Source organism: Arthrobacter sp. 24S4-2, from assembly GCF_005280255.1.
Lineage (GTDB): Bacteria > Actinomycetota > Actinomycetes > Actinomycetales > Micrococcaceae > Arthrobacter.
In genome coordinates this window covers 361,722-377,483 of record NZ_CP040018.1, presented here as the reverse complement: position 1 = coordinate 377,483, position 15,762 = coordinate 361,722, and the positions used below count along the sequence as shown (strand labels likewise).

The window sequence follows — 15,762 nt, the reverse complement described above, 5'->3', positions numbered from 1 at the left end:
CCCAGTGACATTGGACCCGTCTTGCGGCGGGTTATCGGGCTGTTGTCCTGCTGGCTATCCTGCAACTTATTCGGCGACCAAGCTGTCCAGCGTGACGAAGCCGTAGCCGGCCTGGCGCATCCTCTCGATCATCTGTGGCAGGGCGTCAGCGTCCAGGGTTGAGCCGTCGTCCGGATTGGAGCCGATGTGCATCAGCACGATTTCGCCGGGCTGCAGGGCGGACAGTGCACGGTCCGCCACTTGCTGCGCGGTGACGCCGCCGCTGGTTCCCTTCCAGCCGAGCGTGTCCACGGACCAGCGCACCGGCACATAACCGAGGCCGTTCACGGCGGCGATGGTGCGTGCGTCGCGGGCACCGAAGGGGAACCGGAACAGCGGACGGGGATCGGCTCCGGCGGCCATGATTGCCTGCTCCGCCCCGCGGACCTGGTCCCCGATCCCGGCGTCCGGCAGTCCGGTGAAATCCGGGTGGTTCTGGGAGTGGTTGCCCACGCGGTGTCCGCCGGCCACGATGGCAGCCACCCCGGCAGGATTGGCCGCGGCCCATGAGCCGGTGAGGAAGAACGTCCCGCGGATTCCGGCGCCCGCGAGGGTCTGCAGGATCGAGGGGAGGGCCGCCGAGTTGGCGCCGGCGTCGAACGTCAAGGCAACGGACTTGCCGGCACCGGGAACCACCTCCACGTCCTTGCCGGCCAGGCCAAGTGGAAACGGGGCAGCCGGCGGGGGGTCCTGCGGAGCGGGCAGCGTTTCCGGCGGCGGTGTGGGGCCGGGCGCGACAGGAGCCGGGGCGGTGGATTCGCCCGGAGTTTCAAGGGCCGAAGGCCCGGACTCTGTCGGCTGGGGCTCGGTCGGCTGACTTTCCGACGGTGTCGGAACTGGCGAAGCCGAAGGCGGCGAAGTGGAGGACGCCTGGCTTTCAGTCGGCTGGGCAGTCTGCGGGCCCGCCCACGGCGCACCGGCCAAGATCACGGCTAGCACCACCGCGGCGACGGCGGCCACCGCCACGAGGGCTACCGCCATCAGCCGGCGGCGTTTGCGTGGGTCAGCGGCCGGCTCGCCGGCCATGTTGGACACCCTTTAACCATGACAGCCGCGGCACGGACCCTGCTAGGGCTGAAAGGCCCGGCGGCCCCGCTCCCCCGTCCGCGACCGCTCCCCGGGCACATCAGGGACCTATTCCCCTAGCTCCGCAGCCCGGGTTCAATGGAGTGTTACTCATAGGTCTACCCTCGGGCCAGGTGTGCCTTGGCGTGCCTTGGCGTGCCAGCTATCCAGACAAAGGCGGGATTTACCTGTGAAACTCTTTCTCCGGTATCCGCTCGTTGCGGGCACGGTACTGGCGTTGCTTGCTGTCGCCGTTCTGCTCATGTCCGGCCAGCCGGCGATCGCCCAGCTTGCGGCGAGCGGCTACGCCCTCGCCGTGGCGGCGTACCTGTCCGTCGGCATGGTTCGAAGGCTGCGCAGCGGGCACTGGGGCATCGACATCCTGGCCGTGACGGCGATTGTCAGCACGGTGCTGGTGGGCGAGTTTATTGCGTCCATGATTATCGTGCTCATGCTGGCCGGCGGCACCGCGCTGGAGGACTACGCGGCCGGCCGGGCGAAGGGCGAACTCAGCGCCCTGCTGGAGCGCGTGCCGCAGACCGCCCACCGGGAGCGAACCGGCACTGCCGGAAACGGCACCGCCACAAATGCCGTCCCGAACGGCACCGGGGACAACGGTGCCCACGAAGACGTTGCGGCCACGGACGTCCGTGTGGGCGACATCCTGCTGGTCAAACCGGGCGAGGTGGTGCCGCTGGACGGCGTGCTGCTCTCCGACGCCGGCACCTTCGATGAATCCTCCCTCACGGGCGAGAGCCTGCCCGTGGAGCGCTCCGCGGGCGAGGGCATGATGAGCGGCTCCGTCAACGGCGAGGCAGCCGTCCGCATGCGCGTCACGGCCGTGATGGAGGACTCCCAGTACAGCCGGATCGTGGCGCTCGTGAAGGAGGCTTCGGAAAGCCGGGCCCCCATGGTGCGCCTGGCCGACCGCTACGCCATCCCCTTCACCGCGTTCGCCTACGCGCTGGGCGCCATCGCCTGGATCGTCAGCGGCAGTCCCACCCGTTTCGCCGAAGTGCTGGTGGTGGCCACCCCCTGCCCGCTGCTCATCGCCGCGCCGGTGGCGTTCCTGGGCGGGATGAGCCAGGCGGCCAAGTCCGGCATCATCGTTAAATACGCGGGGGTCCTGGAACAGCTAGGCAAAGTGCGCACAGCAGCCTTCGACAAGACGGGGACGCTCACCTACGGCCGGCCCTCGCTGGTGGCCGTCGTGACGGCCGACTCCATGGACCAGGACGAACTGCTCCGGCTGGCGGGCTCCGCGGAGCAGTACTCCTCCCACGTCCTGGCCGCCTCCGTAATGGAGGCGGCCACTTCCCGCGACCTCCGCTTCGAGACGGCCAGCGAGGCGCTGGAACATGCCACTCACGGGGTGCGCGCCGTGTTCGACGGGCGGGAAGTGGTGGTGGGCAAGCCCTCCTTCGTGGCCGAATATGCGCCGGGCGTGGCGGAAACGGAGCTGCAGAGCGGCCAGCTGGCCATTTACGTGGGAGTTGCCGGTGTGTACGTCGGGGCCTTGGTCATGAGCGACCCCCTGCGCGCCGAGGCCCGCCGGACGCTGGCAGAGCTCTCAAGTCTGGGTGTTACCGAAACGGTGATGCTGACCGGGGACGCCCTGGCCACGGCCAGGCACATCGCGGCCGAAGTGGGGCTCACGGACGTCCGCGCCGAGTGCCTGCCGGCGGACAAGGTGGAAGCGGTAAAGTCCCTGAACCTCCGTCCCGTGATGATGGTGGGCGACGGCGTCAACGACGCCCCCGTCCTGGCGGTGGCCGACGTCGGGATCGCCATGGGTGCGCGCGGTTCCACCGCGGCGGGCGAGTCTGCCGACGTCGTGATCATCCTTGACGATCTGTCCAAGGCCGCGCAAGCGGTGCGGATTGGGCAGCGAACTGTCCGGGTGGCGATGCAAAGCATTTGGATCGGCATCGTCCTGAGCGTGGGGCTCATGGTGGCGGCGGCAGCAGGCTACGTTCCCGCCATCGCCGGCGCCCTCTCGCAGGAGCTGGTGGACCTGGCCACCATCCTCAATGCGCTGCGCGCCCTAAGCCCTGGCCGGCATGCGGCCCCGCCCAAGGGTCAGGCGGAGCCCTCCACGTCCGCGATCACCCGCACCGTTTTGAGGTAGCTGTCCGGGTTCAGCGAGATGGAATCAATGCCTTCGCCCACCAGGAAGGCCGCAAAGTCCGGATGGTTGCTCGGCCCCTGGCCGCAGATTCCAATCTTGATTCCCGCGGCGTGCGCCTTGCGGATGGCTTCGCTGATCATCGCCGTGACCGCACCGTCGCGTTCATCGAACAGGGCGGCCAGCTGCTCGGAATCCCGGTCCACGCCCAGGACCAGCTGCGTGAGGTCGTTGGATCCGATGGAGAAGCCGTCGAACTTGGGGGCGAACTTCTCGGCCAGGACCACATTTGAGGGGATCTCGCACATCATGTAAACCTGCAGGCCGTTTTCGCCGCGCACCAGGCCGTTCTCAGCCATGACCGCCAGCACGCGGTCCGCTTCGACAGGAGTGCGGCAGAACGGGATCATCACTATGACGTTGCTGAAGCCGATGGTTTCCCGCACCCGTTTGAGTGCGGCACACTCCAGCGCGAAACCCTCCCGGTAGCGGTCGTCGTAGTACCTGGATGCGCCCCGGAAGCCCAGCATGGGATTCTCTTCAGGCTGTTCGAAGGAGCCCCCGCCAATCAGGTGGGCGTACTCGTTGGTCTTGAAATCGCTGAGCCTGACGATCACAGGGTGCGGATGGTACGGCGCGGCTATCTTGGCGATACCCAAAGCCAGCGCCTGCACGAAGTACTCCCGGGGGTCCGCGTAGCCGCTGGTCAGCTCCTTGATCTGCCGGGCCTCGTCCGCGTCCGTGACCCGCTCCGGATGAACCAGCGCCATCGGATGGACCCGGATCAGGTTGCTGATGATGAATTCCATCCGGGCCAGGCCCACCCCGGCTGCGGGCAGCCGCCACCACTGGAACGCGGCTCCCGGGCTGGCGATGTTCACCATCATGGCAGTACGGGTGGCGGGCAGGGCGCCGAGATCCACATCCTCGGTGTCGAACGGAACCGTGCCGTCGTAGACCTTGCCGAGGTCCCCTTCCGCGCAGCTCAGCGTCACGGCCTGGCCTTCGCCCAGGACGCTGGTTCCGTTCCCGGTGCCGACGACGGCGGGAACGCCCAGTTCCCGGCTCACGATGGCCGCGTGGCTGGTGGTCCCGCCGTGGTCCGTGACGATCCCAGAGGCCCGTTTCATGACCGGCACCCAGTCCGGATCCGTCATTTCGGTGACCAGGATGGCACCGTCGCGGAAGGTGTCGATGTCCCGGGTGTCCCGGATGACGCACGCCGTGCCCTGCGCGATGGAATCCCCGATCGCCGCGCCGGACGCCAGGACTTTACCCGTGCCGCGGAGGTGGTGGATGGTGAAGCGCGTCCCGCTCTTGAGCGCCTGGACGGTTTCGGGCCGCGCCTGCACCATGAACAGCTCCCCGGTGGCGCCGTCGCGGGCCCACTCCATGTCCATGGGGCGGCCATAGTGCTCCTCCACCGTCACCGCCCAGCGCGCCAGGTCCAGGATCTCGGCGTCGTCCAGCACGAACGAGCCCCGCTCCTCCGCCGACGTTTCCACCGTCCGGGTGCGCGCATGGCCGCCCCGGCTGTAGACCATCTTCCGGGCCTTGGAGCCGAGGGTCTTCTCGATGATCGGAGCGAGGCCCTTGTCCGCCAGCAGCGGCTTGAACACCAGGTATTTGTCCGGGTTGATGCTGCCCTGGACCACCGTTTCACCCAGGCCCCAGGCTGCGCTGATCACTGCCGCGCGGGGGAAGCCCGAGTCGGTGTCGATGGAAAACATCACACCGGACGCGCCGACGTCGGACCTCACCATCCGCTGCACCCCGATGGAAAGCGCCACGTCCAGGTGCTCGAATCCCTTCACCTCCCGGTAGCTGATGGCCCGGTCCGTGAAAAGCGATGCGTAGCAGCGCCTGCAGGCGTCCAGGAGCTCGCGTTCGCCGGAAATGTTCAGGAACGTCTCCTGCTGCCCGGCGAAGCTGGCATCCGGAAGGTCCTCCGCAGTGGCGCTGCTGCGGACTGCAACGGACAGCCGGTCCAGTCCCGCCCGTTCGGCAAGGGTCCGGTAGTGGCTGCGGATGGACTCGGCGATGTCTTCCGGGAATTCGCTGTCCAGGAACACCTCCCGGATGGCCTCGCCCGTGGACCGCAGCGACATCTCGCCGGCCCGGTACTCCGCGATCCGGGCGCGCATGGCGGCGTCGATGCCGTTGGCTTTGATGAACGTGCGGTAGGCGGACGCCGTGGTGGCGAAGCCGTCCGGCACGCGCACTCCGCCGGACTTGAGCGAGCGCGTCATCTCCCCCAACGACGCGTTCTTGCCGCCCACCTGGGGCACATTCTCCATTCCGATCTCGTCGAACCACACCACGTGGTTTTCAGTCATGACTGCTCCCGCCGCTTGCTCCTCCATGGATTGATCCTCGTTTGCCGGGCCTCGGCGGGTCAGAGGCTTTGGACCTCACCTGTTTCTGTGCGGATGGCGTTGCGGCTGGCGGCACCATAAGCGTTGCGCCCGGCGGCGCCAAAAGCAGCGCCGGAGCGGCAGTGCCCCATCTGCGGTGGCGGACCACCTTGTAGAGCCAGTCCGCGACGATGACGGCGGGCATGGCGGCGAGCGCCACGGCCAGGCCCCCGGGCGACGGCGGGGCGTGGCCCAGCAGGGTGGCCAGCGGCCCGAGGAACAGGAACACTGCCAGCAGCCCCAGCTCGGCCAGCACCGCCCAGAGCAGCAGCCGGTTACTGAACCAGCCGAGCCGCCACGGCGGTACGGAAGCGCTGCGGCACGCGAAGGCGTTGGCCAGCTGCCCCAGGACCACCGTGGTGAAGGCCGCTCCGGACGCCGCCATCAGGACGTCCGCTACCGGAAGCGCCGCGCCCGGGCGCCAGCCCGCACCCAGGAGTACAGCAGTGTAGGCGGTCATTTCGAAGACGGCTTCGACCGGACCCAGCAGCCCGAACACCCGGAACATCAAGGCACGGTCCATCAGGTGCCTCCGCTCCGGCGGCCGTTTGAGCGTGCCCTTGCTGGGAGCTTCGCTGCCCAGGGCCAGCGCCGGGAGGAGGTCGGTGCCGATGTCGAGGGCGAGGATCTGCAGCACGCTCAGGGCCAGCGGGAAGCGGCCGCCGGAGAGGGCCCAGATCACGAACGGCGTGAGCTCGGCGACGTTGTCCGTCAGGTGGTAGGTCAGGAAGCGGCGGATATTCGCGTACGTGGCGCGGCCCTGCTCCACTGCGGCGATGATGGTGGCGAAGTCGTCATCCAGGAGCACCAGGTCCGCTGCCTCGCGGGCCACGTCCGTTCCGCTCAGCCCCATGGCCACGCCGATATCGGCCTGCTGGAGGGCCGGGCCGTCGTTGACGCCGTCGCCGGTCATCGCCACCACGTGGCCCCTGCGCTGGAGCAGGCGGGCCACCCGAAGTTTCTGTTCAGGCGTGACCCGGCTGACCACCACGCCGTCGCGGTCCAGCAGGGCGGTCAGGACGGCGTCGTCCTCCGGCAGGGTGTGTCCCTCCAGCACCAGCTCGGGTGAACCGATCAGCCCGGTTTCCCGGGCGATGGCGGCCGCTGTGAAGGCATGGTCGCCGGTGACCATGGCTACCTTGATTCCCGCCTCGCGGGCGGCCTCAAGCGCCAGGCGTACCTCGGCCCGCGGCGGATCATGCAGGCCGATCAGCCCCAGCAGCGTCAGTTCACGCTCCACCTCCTCCAGCCTGAAGCTGGCCCCGGGCAGGCCGGGCAGGGGCCGCTCGGCCACGGCCAGTACCCGCAGGCCGTGGGAGGCCATCTGGTCCACCATGTGCAGGGCCCGGTCCGCGGCGTCCCCGCCACACAGCGGAATCACGGACTCCGGCGCACCCTTGACGAAGAGCGTGGTGCCGACGATCGCCGACTCCCGCAACCGCCGGGGATCGAAGGCGAAGCGGTGCGACACCTCGGGATCCTCGGGTGGCTGCCCGGGGCCTGCCAGCCGGGCGGCGAGCGCATCAATGGCAGCCTCCATCGGGTCGCCCTCGGCAATCCACTGTCCCTCGTGGAGCACCGCGCGCCCCGCGGACGCGGCCAGCGCAGCGGTGCTGAGGTGCCGGGCCTCCCCGGCTCCCGTCCCGGTGATCTCAGCCTCTGGCCCGTAGCCCGCCCCGATGATGCTGAGCACCCCGGCCGGGGTCCAGACCTCGACGGCGTTCATCCGGTTCTGGGTGAGCGTGCCGGTCTTGTCCGTGCAAATGAAGGTCGTGGAGCCGAGTGTTTCCACCGCTTCCAGGTTCCGGACCAATGCGTTGCGTAGTGCCATCCGCTGCGCCCCGACGGCCAGGGAAAGCGTGACCGTGGGAAGCAGGCCTTCGGGCACGAGTGCCACGGCCACCCCGATCGCGAAGAGGAACGCGTCGCGCCAGGAAATACCCACCAGCAGCGAGAGCACAAAGAACAGTCCGCCGATCCCCAGCGCCACGGCCGCGACAACACGGACAATGCGTTGCAGTTCCCGCGCCAGCGGGGTTGGCGGCGCCTCAACCCTGCCGGTCAGGGCGGCGATTTCGGCGAGACGGGTGCCGCCGCCGGTGACCGCGACGGTCCCCTCTGCCTCGCCGTTGACCAGGAAAGTCCCGCCGAGCACAGCGTCTCCCGGGGCCTTGGCTACGGCTTCGCTTTCGCCGGTGAGCATCGACTCGTCCACCGAGCAACCGGAGGCAAGCACCAGACGGAGATCCGCCGGGACCCGGTCGCCGGCAACCAGAACCACCACATCGTCGGGCACGAGCTCAGTGGTGTGGACTTTCACAATGCGCCTGTCGCGGCGGACTGAGACCATGGCCGGGAGCAGCTCGCGAAGCTTGGAGGCAGCCCGTTGTGCACGCTCCTGCTGGATATAGGCGAACAGGCCGTTGACCAGGATCACCACGACGATTGCCACAGCCAGTTGCGGCATGCCGGCCACGTAGGCGAGCCCGGCCGCGACCCAAAGCATGATGGCGAAGAAGTGGGTCAGCTCGGCCAGAAGTTTGCGCCAGCGCGGGACCGTGCGACCCTCCGGCAGCCGGTTCGGCCCGACCTTCCGCAGCCGCAGGGCAGCCTCCTCGGAGCTGAGGCCGGCCGTCTCCGGCAGGGAGCCAGCGCCAGGGATCACGGCTGCAGCCCGTTGTTCACTGGCAGCGCCGGACACACGAAACTACGGCACTGGGTGGGAATCCCATGGATCGAGGATGCGGTCTAGGAGTTCAGGCTCCTAGGGTCAAAGGTCACCACTGCCCTGGTCCAATTCGGGCAAGTCCAGCACCGGGAGGTCCAGCGCCAGCGCCCGGAGGTAGGCACCGAACCCCTGCGGAGCGCGAGCATGCGTGCGGCCCGAGGTCAGCACCCGGATGGAATCGGTGGCCAGTACCGTGTAGGCGTGCCGGCGCAGGTTCTCCACTAGGATCCGGTCCTCGTGGACGCGCATACGGGGAAACCCGCCGGACGCAAGGTAAGCAGCGGCGCGGACGCCGAAGTTCGCGCCGTAGATGTGGGGGTGGTCCTCCCGGAAGTGGTGCCGTGCCAGCCAGCGGCGCAGGATCAGCGGGTCCATTCCGGCCGGGTCCGGTTCCACGGACCCCAGGATGACGTCGGCGCCTGCGTCGGCCAGTTCAACCTGGCGCACCAGCCAGTGCTCTGGAACGGCGGAGTCGGCATCGGTATTGGCCAACCAGATGCTGCCGGCGTTGAGGTTGGAAGCGGCGTTGGAAGCAGTCAGCGCGGCCCTGACCCCCGCCGCCCGGCTGGGGCCGATGCTGCGCAGCCGGACGTTCATCGCCGAAAAGCGCGGGTCGGCGGACACGTACCGGGCCGCGATTCCTTCCGATTGGTCGGTGCAGCTGTCCAGCACCACCGTTATGGTGGTGGTCAGGTCAGGCCTCTTGGCGTGCAATGAGTCGGCGGCCGCACGAAGGGCGGCCAGCGCGCGGTGGAGGTGCTGGTCCTCGTTGTGGGCCGGCATCACTACCGCTACGCGGTCGATACGCTGCCCGGCCAGGGCCTCCTCGGCAGGACAGTCGACTGCCCGTTCCGTCATTTCGCCGGTCATCTCACTGCTGGATTCCGGGCGGGGCGACAAAGACCTCCAGGACGAAGTCCTTCTCAAGGTGGAGGGCCGCTGTGGGCCAGCGGAGCTGCCGGCGGGCCAGTTCATGGACCGCGTCCCCGTCGAGCTCCCAGCCTTCCACCGGGTGCCGCCAGTGGCAGAGGACCAGCGTTCCGCCGGGGTTCATGGAGGCCTCCACCCGTGTGAACAGCTCGGCCAGTTCGCCAGGAGTCAGGTAGTACCCCATTTCGGAGACTGCGACCAGGTCGAAGGTGCCTTCGGGCCACTCGTGCGGAACCGTGAGGCGCTGCGTCTGTGCGGAGGCGTGGCCGGTCAGCCGTTCCGCTGCCTGGACCAGCGCGGCGCTGCTGGCATCGACTGCCAGGAATTGCCTGCACCGCGGGGCGAGTTCCACGCTAAGCGTCCCGATCGAACAGCCCACCTCCAGCCCGGAGCCGTAGTCCTCCGCCGGCAGGATGGCGAGTGTCAGCGCCCGCTTGCGCTGTTCGTACCAGCTCGTGGCATAGCCCCACGGGTCATCGCTCCGGCTGTGCACGGCGTCGAAGATCCGCTCTGCATCACCGGCGCCGTTGGTCCCGCCGGCGGGCGCGTGCCATGCGAACGTTTCCCAGGACCGGGAAAAGTGGTCGAGGAAGCTCCCGGCCAGCAGCACCTCGTCGCCGGGCTGCGCGGACAGCGGCTCCGTCTGCGAGGCGTGCGCCTGCATGGCCAAAGCCTTGGCGCGCTGCTCCTTCGGCGCCAGCGGCACGCGGACCCACGACCGCCACGCGGTGTCCGCAGGCACGGCCCACAGCCAGTACCAGACGGGGTATTCGAGCAGCCCGTGGCCGCCGGCTGCGGCAACCTCGGCCGCCACTGAACCCAGCACGTCGTGGTCCGTGTGCCCGTCGGAGCGGTACGGCGCCACGATGACCACGTGGTTCGCCGGACGGCCGGACGCTGCAATCGACTCCCGCACCGCGGCAGCGATGCGGTCACTTCCTGCGGCAAGCTGGCCGTCCGGAAGCTGCAGGAACCGCCACGGGGAACCGGGCGCCAGCGCGGTGACGGCGGCCCCGAATTCGCCGAGCCGCACAGCCGCGAGCTGTTCCGGCGTCGTGGTCCGCGACTCCGGATGCGACGCCTCCCCGGCAGTGCACAGCAACACCTCAACGCCGGCGCCAGCGGCGTGCAGCCGGGACAGCAATCCTCCGGCACCCAAAGTTTCATCATCGGGGTGTGCCGCCAGCACAACGAAGGTCATGGAGGCGAGTTCTCCTGCACCGAGCGGAAGCTCCGGGAGGACGGACAGCCCGCTGGCCTCCCATTCGCTCTCGGCAGTGCCGGTATCCGCGTGCGAGAAGGTCACCATGAGCGGTCGCCTTTCAGGGTCAGTGCGCCGAGCTGGGCGTCGTCCCGCATGGCGTGGTGCTGGCGGATGTAAAGCGACAGGTCCGCCATCCGTTTTCCGTACGGTTCGTTGAAGGCCAGGGGGCCCGGCCCCAGGTTCTGGGCCACCATGGCCTGGATGCGTTCGACGGCGGCGGCCACGGCGCCGCGCACGCGCAGCGCCTCGCTCCACGCACCGGAGCCGGACAGGTCCCCGGCGTCGATCCGTGCCGCCGTCCGCGCCAGATAGCCGGTCAGGGCGGCGATGATACGGTCCGTTTCGCCAAGGTGGGCCAGTGCAACCTGATCCGGTTCGCGCCCGCCCTCCGCGGCCTTGGCCAGTGCGGAGCCGAAATCACGTGCCACGGCAACGGCCCCACCCAGCCAACAGGCCGCCACACCCATGCCGCCCCAGGCGAAGCCCGGCCGTTCGAAGTACCAGCCCGGACCTCCCACCGGCACGGCACGGACACCCTCAAAGTGCACGGTCCCGCTGGGGATTTCCCGCAGGCCGCGGCTGGACCATTGCGGCGTTTCGCAGGAAACTCCCGGGTCACGCAGCTTGACGGCGAAGGCCGCCCGGGCGCCTGTTCCCGCATCCCCGGAGTTTCCCCCTGCCAGGTGCGCAGTGAGCACGGCCCCGTCCAGTTGCGCAGCAAGCGAACACCACGGCTTGGATCCGTCCAGGACGTAACCGCCGGCGCCGTCCGGCGAGGCCTCAAGGCGCAGGCCGGGCCCTTCGGCGGCGAACACACCCCAGGCACCGTCCGCAGCTTCAGGCACCGCTGCAGGCACAACGCCGGTCGCCGCCCTGGCCGTTCCACTGCCTTCGCGGGCGATGGCACCCGCCTGCGCGAGGATGGCGACGGCGTCAAGGTGCGGTTCGAGCACCCGCCCGGCAGCCACGTCCACGGCTGTAACGGAAGCCAGCAGTTCCCACAGGTGTGCGGTGTCGCCGTCGCCCGGCCGCGGAGCTGTCCGCCCGACACTCCGGGCCAGCGCCAGAAGCGCCGGAACATCTCCCACGGCGTCCCGCACCGATTCGAGCAGCGGGACCGTCGCTTCAAGCCGGCCGGGGGCGGAACTGATCCGCACCGGCTGCGGTCCGGATGGGGGCTGCATTCCGCCTGGCGCCCTGTCCCTCAGCCGTGATCCGGCGCGGTGACAGAGGCCGACGCGGTCATGGTTTCGGCGTTCACCATCCAGGCGAGCTGTTCCAGACGGGAAATTCCGGCGTGGAGCAGGTCAGCGCTGGTGGGGTCCTCTTCGTCCACCTCGTTGTGGACATCGCGCATGGTCTTCACAGTGCGCTCCAGACGTGCAGTGATCAGTTTGACGGCGTCCCTGGTGGAGGTGAGTCCTTCCGGGAACTGCTCCAGCCTGGTGTCCGAGGACACCGTGGCGCTCCTGCCATCCGGGAGCGCGTGCAGGGCGCGCATGCGCTCGGCCGTCTCGTCCGCGAACAGCCGCACGCTGGTGACAATTTCGTCCAGCTGCAGGTGGAGGTCGCGGAAGTTGGTGCCCACGATGTTCCAGTGCGCCTGCTTGCCCTGGACGTGCAGTTCAATCATGTCCGTGAGGACCATCTGGAGATTGCTGGCAAGGGTCGGTGAAGCTTTCATTACTTCCTCCAGTGCAGGCGAGCGGGACGGGGCCGTCCGGCGTTAATTCATTCTAAGCATACTTAGCATTTTCGCCACGCCGGCACCTCCGGGCCTGCCGCGTGCGTCCGGCGAGCTTCCGCCGCAAGCTGGCGGCTCGCGTCAGCGCACCACAGCCAGCGCGAAGCCGTCCCAGCCCTTGGACCCGACCGTCTGCATGACCGTTCCGTCCAGGCGCGGGTCGTCCCCCATCATTTGCAGGGCGCTGATGATGCCGGGCGCGTTGACTTCATCCATGCCGGGATCGAGCAGCGCACCCTCCCACACCACGTTGTCCATCACGATGGCCGTGCCCGGCCGGCCCAGCCGGATGGCCCATTCGAGGTACTGCGGGTTGTTTTCCTTGTCCGCGTCGATGAACACGAAATCGAAGGGTGCGCCGTCGGCCTCCTGCAGCGCGGGGAGCGTGTCGAGCGCTGCACCCACCCGGATGTCCACCTTGTGCCCCACGCCGGCGGCGTCCACGTTGGCGCGTGCCACTTCCGCATGTTTGGCGAGATATTCGCACGTGACGAGTTCGCCGTCGTCGGGCAGTCCCTGGGCCATCCAGATGGTGCTGAAGCCTGCCAGCGTGCCGATTTCCAGCACCCGCCGGGCCCCTGAAAGCTGCACCAGCAGCTTGAGCAGCTTCCCGGCGTTGGGCGCCACTTCGATGGGCGGCATCCCGGCCTCGACGGCGGAGGTTACGGCCCGCTTGAGCGGGCTGCCGGGGCGGACCACGACGTCGGAAAGGAATTCCTCGACGGCCACCCACCGGGGTTCGGGCTTGTGCTCAATCATGGGGCCAGTCTTGCAGTTGCCGCTCCCCCCTGGGAAGCGTCACAGGAAGTATCGCGGGTGCAGTACCTAGCCGGCGTCGGCGATGGCGTTTTCCAGCCGGTCCACTTTGCCGGTCAGCTCGCCGGAGTATCCGGGGCGTATGTCCGCCTTGATCACAAGCGACACGCGGCTGCCGAAGCGCCCCACTGCCTCGGTGGCCTGTTTGACCACTGCAAACACCTCGTCCCATTCACCCTCGATGGTGGTGAACATGGAGTCCGTGTGGTTGGGCAGGCCGGAGTCACGGACAATTTTCACTGCGGCAGCGACGGCGTCGTGCACTGAAGCGTCAGGGGACGCCCCGCCCCCGGGAGCGGCCGATTCGCCGGTCAAATGGGCTGGCTGGCCTGAGGGTGCGACAGAAAATGCGAGCAACATTCACCCAGTCTGCCACAGCGGAATGCGTCATATAACGGGACATTGGCTGCTACCAAGCAGTAACCCCGGCGCTCGGCCGCGGCGTTGCTAACCTTGAAAAATGAACCTCGCAGTAGAACGCAAGCCCCTCCGTGCGGACGCTGCGCGCAATGTGGACAAGATCATTACCGCCGCCCGCAAATGCTTCCGTGAGTATGGGCCGGAAGTGCCGCTGCAGACCATCGCAGTGACTGCCGGCGTCGGGCCCGCAACACTTTTCCGGAACTTCGCGGACAAGGAACAGCTGGTTCTCGCGGCGCTTAACCGCCAACTCCGCCTGATGGTGGACCCGGTCATTGACCAGGCGCTGGCAAGTCCCGACGCTGCGGCCGGGCTCTTCCGGGTCATTGATGCCCTGATGGCGGCGGCGAGTGAGGACGCCAACCTGCTCGGCGCCGTGGCAGGCCGCCGCGGCCTGCTGACGGGAATCACGGGCAGCCTCTTTGAATCGGTGGCTGTGCTGCTGGGCCGCGGGCAGGGCCAGGGGACGCTGCGCCCGGACATCTCCATGACCGACGTGATCCGGCTTCTGGCCATGCTGATCGGCGTCGTGGACACCATGGAGCCGGGATCCGACGCCTGGCGCAGGCCGGTGGCGCTGGTCGAGGACGCCATCCGCTTCGAGCGGCCAAACCGTCCGCTGCCTCCCCAGTCCCCGCTGCCGGGCACTGCCTTCGATTCAGTCTTCCTGCCCTGATTCATCCTGGGGCCGGTCCGTTTCATCGTGCCGGCGGCCGGCGTCCTCGGACCCGCGGCTGTACGGCGCCCGGCCATCGGGCGCGTGGATCTCGTGCTAACGTCGCCGTTGCTCACCTTCGTCTTCGCCGAGGGCCAAGTCGCACCCCGCTCACCGGGACAGCTGGGTGGAGGACACCAGCTCGGCAGAAATGTCCCGCAGCGACCTCTTGGCCCGGCGCGACTCCATCAGGAGGATAAACCCGTCAAAAGCAGGTCGCAGGCACAGCCGTGGCCGTGGCCGAGATGTGTGGAGCCCGGCCGGAGCGGTGTCCGGCGTTAGCCATCGAAGTGTGTGGAGCCCGCGCCCTTGTCGAAGTTCCGCAGCAGTTCCTCGGCCACGGCTCGGACCTTCACGTTGCGGTTGCTGGAGACCTTACTCAGAATGGCGAACGCTTCCTCCTGCGAGCAGCGGCTCTGGCCCATCAGGATCCCGGAAGCAAGATTGATGCTGGTCCGGGATTTCATGGCCTCCCGAAGGTCGTCGTTAAGATCCCGGGATGCGCTGAGCCGGACGGCCTGCCGGGCCGCCTTGCCGGCGCGGCCGGCAAACGCCTCGCAAATCATCCTTGCCTGCCCTTCGAAGACCTCCGGCTCCGCGGCAAGAAAGGTCACCGAGGCGCCCGCGCCCGTGTCCAGGACAAGCGGAACGGCCAGGATGCTGTGGCGTCCTGCCCGTGTCGCGGCCCGGCTGTACCGCGGCCACCGGGTGTCGCTCCGGGTATCAGGTACGGAGACGGCTACTCCGGATTCAAGGGCCGCCAGGGATGGGCTCTGGCCGGCAGACCGCTGGATTTTCGCCAGGGGCTCTCCTTCCGGGCAGCTCTCGGCGCCCGCCATGGGCCGCCGTTCCCGCACCAGGGTTACGGTGCAGAGCATGTGCTGGCCGGTGGCCTTGCCGATGAATCCGGCGGAGAAAACGGCCAGCTCCCGGAGGAAATCCTGCACGTCAGAGTTCTCAAGGACCAGATCCTGGAGCCGTTCCGCGAGGTACCGGCCCAGCCTGACGCCGCTCACGATCGCGCACCTGCAGATCGCCCCGAGGGCCTGGAAGTCGCAGGAGGACTGGAATCACGAATCAATGAAGCCTCCCCACAGGCCGATGGACTGCTGCTGTTGGTTCGCCAGGAAGTGCCGGTTTGCTACTCTGCGGGCTTCTGCCGTTCTTCCTCCGTCGCAGAAGGTTCTGGAGATTCTGCCACTCGTGGCAACTCAGCGGTGGCGGCGTCCCGCTCTTGCGTTTCCTTGAGATGGGCCTGCACGTGGGACTCGTGCAACTGGTCGGCTTCCTGGAGGTGCTGCTGGAGCTTTTCTTCAGCATCCCGGCGGCGGCGGGATACCTCACGCATTTCACGGGTGGCTTCGGATCCTGTCGGCACCGAGGGGACATAGGTCTTTGGCTGCTGGTCTTTTCCGGCAACAGAAATATCGGGCGCTTGTTGTTCGCTCATGTTCGAATAATCCCACAGTAGGGCCCGGGCCAACAGGGCCTAATGACCATCC

General features: G+C 68.2%; 13 protein-coding genes. 2 read left to right on the top strand and 11 right to left on the bottom strand.

The annotated features are described in order from the left end of the window. Positions 1-66 precede the first annotated feature (66 nt). Positions 67-1,065 carry a polysaccharide deacetylase family protein gene (locus FCN77_RS01845; protein ID WP_137324594.1) on the bottom strand — a complete coding sequence of 333 codons (999 nt, stop codon included), beginning with the start codon at positions 1,063-1,065 and terminating at the stop codon, positions 67-69. Between the two features lie 229 nt (positions 1,066-1,294). On the opposite strand from FCN77_RS01845, the gene FCN77_RS01840 reads away from it, so the two are divergent. Further along, positions 1,295-3,232, top strand: a complete 1,938-nt coding sequence (locus FCN77_RS01840; protein WP_254678807.1) for a heavy metal translocating P-type ATPase — start codon at positions 1,295-1,297, stop codon at positions 3,230-3,232. Here FCN77_RS01840 and ppsA read toward each other — a convergent pair. The 8 genes from ppsA to FCN77_RS01800 all read right to left on the bottom strand — a co-directional run bounded on the left by ppsA (position 3,184) and on the right by FCN77_RS01800 (position 13,485). After that, entirely contained in the window at positions 3,184-5,565 is a 2,382-nt protein-coding gene (ppsA, locus tag FCN77_RS01835) for a phosphoenolpyruvate synthase (RefSeq protein ID WP_137320874.1), read from the bottom strand. The two genes, FCN77_RS01840 and ppsA, sit on opposite strands and share 49 nt — an antisense overlap. Continuing rightward, positions 5,558-8,308 (bottom strand): cation-transporting P-type ATPase, encoded by a 2,751-nt coding sequence (locus tag FCN77_RS01830; protein WP_137320873.1) that lies wholly within the window; start codon positions 8,306-8,308, stop codon positions 5,558-5,560. The genes ppsA and FCN77_RS01830 overlap by 8 nt, the downstream gene beginning before the upstream one ends. 105 nt (positions 8,309-8,413) lie before the next feature. Continuing rightward, a complete protein-coding gene (locus tag FCN77_RS01825) occupies positions 8,414-9,229 on the bottom strand; it encodes a glycosyltransferase family 2 protein (RefSeq protein WP_254678806.1) in 816 nt (271 codons plus the stop codon). A 13-nt stretch (positions 9,230-9,242) separates the two neighbouring features. After that, a complete protein-coding gene (locus FCN77_RS01820; RefSeq protein WP_137320872.1) occupies positions 9,243-10,610 on the bottom strand; it encodes a bifunctional PIG-L family deacetylase/class I SAM-dependent methyltransferase in 1,368 nt (455 codons plus the stop codon). Continuing rightward, positions 10,604-11,749, bottom strand: a complete 1,146-nt coding sequence (locus tag FCN77_RS01815) for a hypothetical protein (protein ID WP_137320871.1) — start codon at positions 11,747-11,749, stop codon at positions 10,604-10,606. The genes FCN77_RS01820 and FCN77_RS01815 overlap by 7 nt, the downstream gene beginning before the upstream one ends. A 20-nt stretch (positions 11,750-11,769) precedes the next feature. Beyond that, on the bottom strand, positions 11,770-12,249 hold the full coding sequence (locus FCN77_RS01810; RefSeq protein WP_137320870.1) for a Dps family protein: 480 nt from the start codon (positions 12,247-12,249) through the stop codon (positions 11,770-11,772). 141 nt (positions 12,250-12,390) lie between these two features. After that, on the bottom strand, positions 12,391-13,068 hold the full coding sequence (locus FCN77_RS01805; protein WP_137320869.1) for an O-methyltransferase: 678 nt from the start codon (positions 13,066-13,068) through the stop codon (positions 12,391-12,393). A gap of 66 nt (positions 13,069-13,134) precedes the next feature. Then, positions 13,135-13,485 carry a thiamine-binding protein gene (locus tag FCN77_RS01800; RefSeq protein WP_137320868.1) on the bottom strand — a complete coding sequence of 117 codons (351 nt, stop codon included), beginning with the start codon at positions 13,483-13,485 and terminating at the stop codon, positions 13,135-13,137. Between the two features lie 100 nt (positions 13,486-13,585). Here FCN77_RS01800 and FCN77_RS01795 point away from each other — a divergent pair, with 100 nt between their 5' ends. Next, a complete protein-coding gene (locus tag FCN77_RS01795; protein WP_137320867.1) occupies positions 13,586-14,221 on the top strand; it encodes a TetR/AcrR family transcriptional regulator in 636 nt (211 codons plus the stop codon). Between the two features lie 317 nt (positions 14,222-14,538). Here FCN77_RS01795 and FCN77_RS01790 read toward each other — a convergent pair whose 3' ends face one another. Together FCN77_RS01790 and FCN77_RS01785 are read right to left on the bottom strand one after the other, a co-directional pair. Further along, complete coding sequence (locus tag FCN77_RS01790) at positions 14,539-15,276, bottom strand: GAF and ANTAR domain-containing protein (protein ID WP_137320866.1); 738 nt, start codon at positions 15,274-15,276, stop codon at positions 14,539-14,541. 125 nt (positions 15,277-15,401) lie between these two features. After that, positions 15,402-15,710 (bottom strand): hypothetical protein, encoded by a 309-nt coding sequence (locus tag FCN77_RS01785; protein WP_137320865.1) that lies wholly within the window; start codon positions 15,708-15,710, stop codon positions 15,402-15,404. Between the last annotated feature and the right edge of the window lie 52 nt (positions 15,711-15,762).

Excerpts from the sequence above, each read along its gene's own strand:
- FCN77_RS01845 (WP_137324594.1), bottom strand. The coding sequence starts at position 1,065 with ATGGCCGGCGAGCCGGCCGCTGACCCACGCAAACGCCGCCGGCTGATG.
- ppsA (WP_137320874.1), bottom strand. The coding sequence starts at position 5,565 with ATGACTGAAAACCACGTGGTGTGGTTCGACGAGATCGGAATGGAGAAT.
- FCN77_RS01825 (WP_254678806.1), bottom strand. The coding sequence starts at position 9,229 with ATGACGGAACGGGCAGTCGACTGTCCTGCCGAGGAGGCCCTGGCCGGG.
- FCN77_RS01820 (WP_137320872.1), bottom strand. The coding sequence starts at position 10,610 with ATGGTGACCTTCTCGCACGCGGATACCGGCACTGCCGAGAGCGAATGG.
- FCN77_RS01815 (WP_137320871.1), bottom strand. The coding sequence starts at position 11,749 with ATGCAGCCCCCATCCGGACCGCAGCCGGTGCGGATCAGTTCCGCCCCC.
- FCN77_RS01810 (WP_137320870.1), bottom strand. The coding sequence starts at position 12,249 with ATGAAAGCTTCACCGACCCTTGCCAGCAATCTCCAGATGGTCCTCACG.
- FCN77_RS01805 (WP_137320869.1), bottom strand. The coding sequence starts at position 13,068 with ATGATTGAGCACAAGCCCGAACCCCGGTGGGTGGCCGTCGAGGAATTC.
- FCN77_RS01800 (WP_137320868.1), bottom strand. The coding sequence starts at position 13,485 with ATGTTGCTCGCATTTTCTGTCGCACCCTCAGGCCAGCCAGCCCATTTG.
- FCN77_RS01795 (WP_137320867.1), top strand. The coding sequence starts at position 13,586 with ATGAACCTCGCAGTAGAACGCAAGCCCCTCCGTGCGGACGCTGCGCGC.
- FCN77_RS01785 (WP_137320865.1), bottom strand. The coding sequence starts at position 15,710 with ATGAGCGAACAACAAGCGCCCGATATTTCTGTTGCCGGAAAAGACCAG.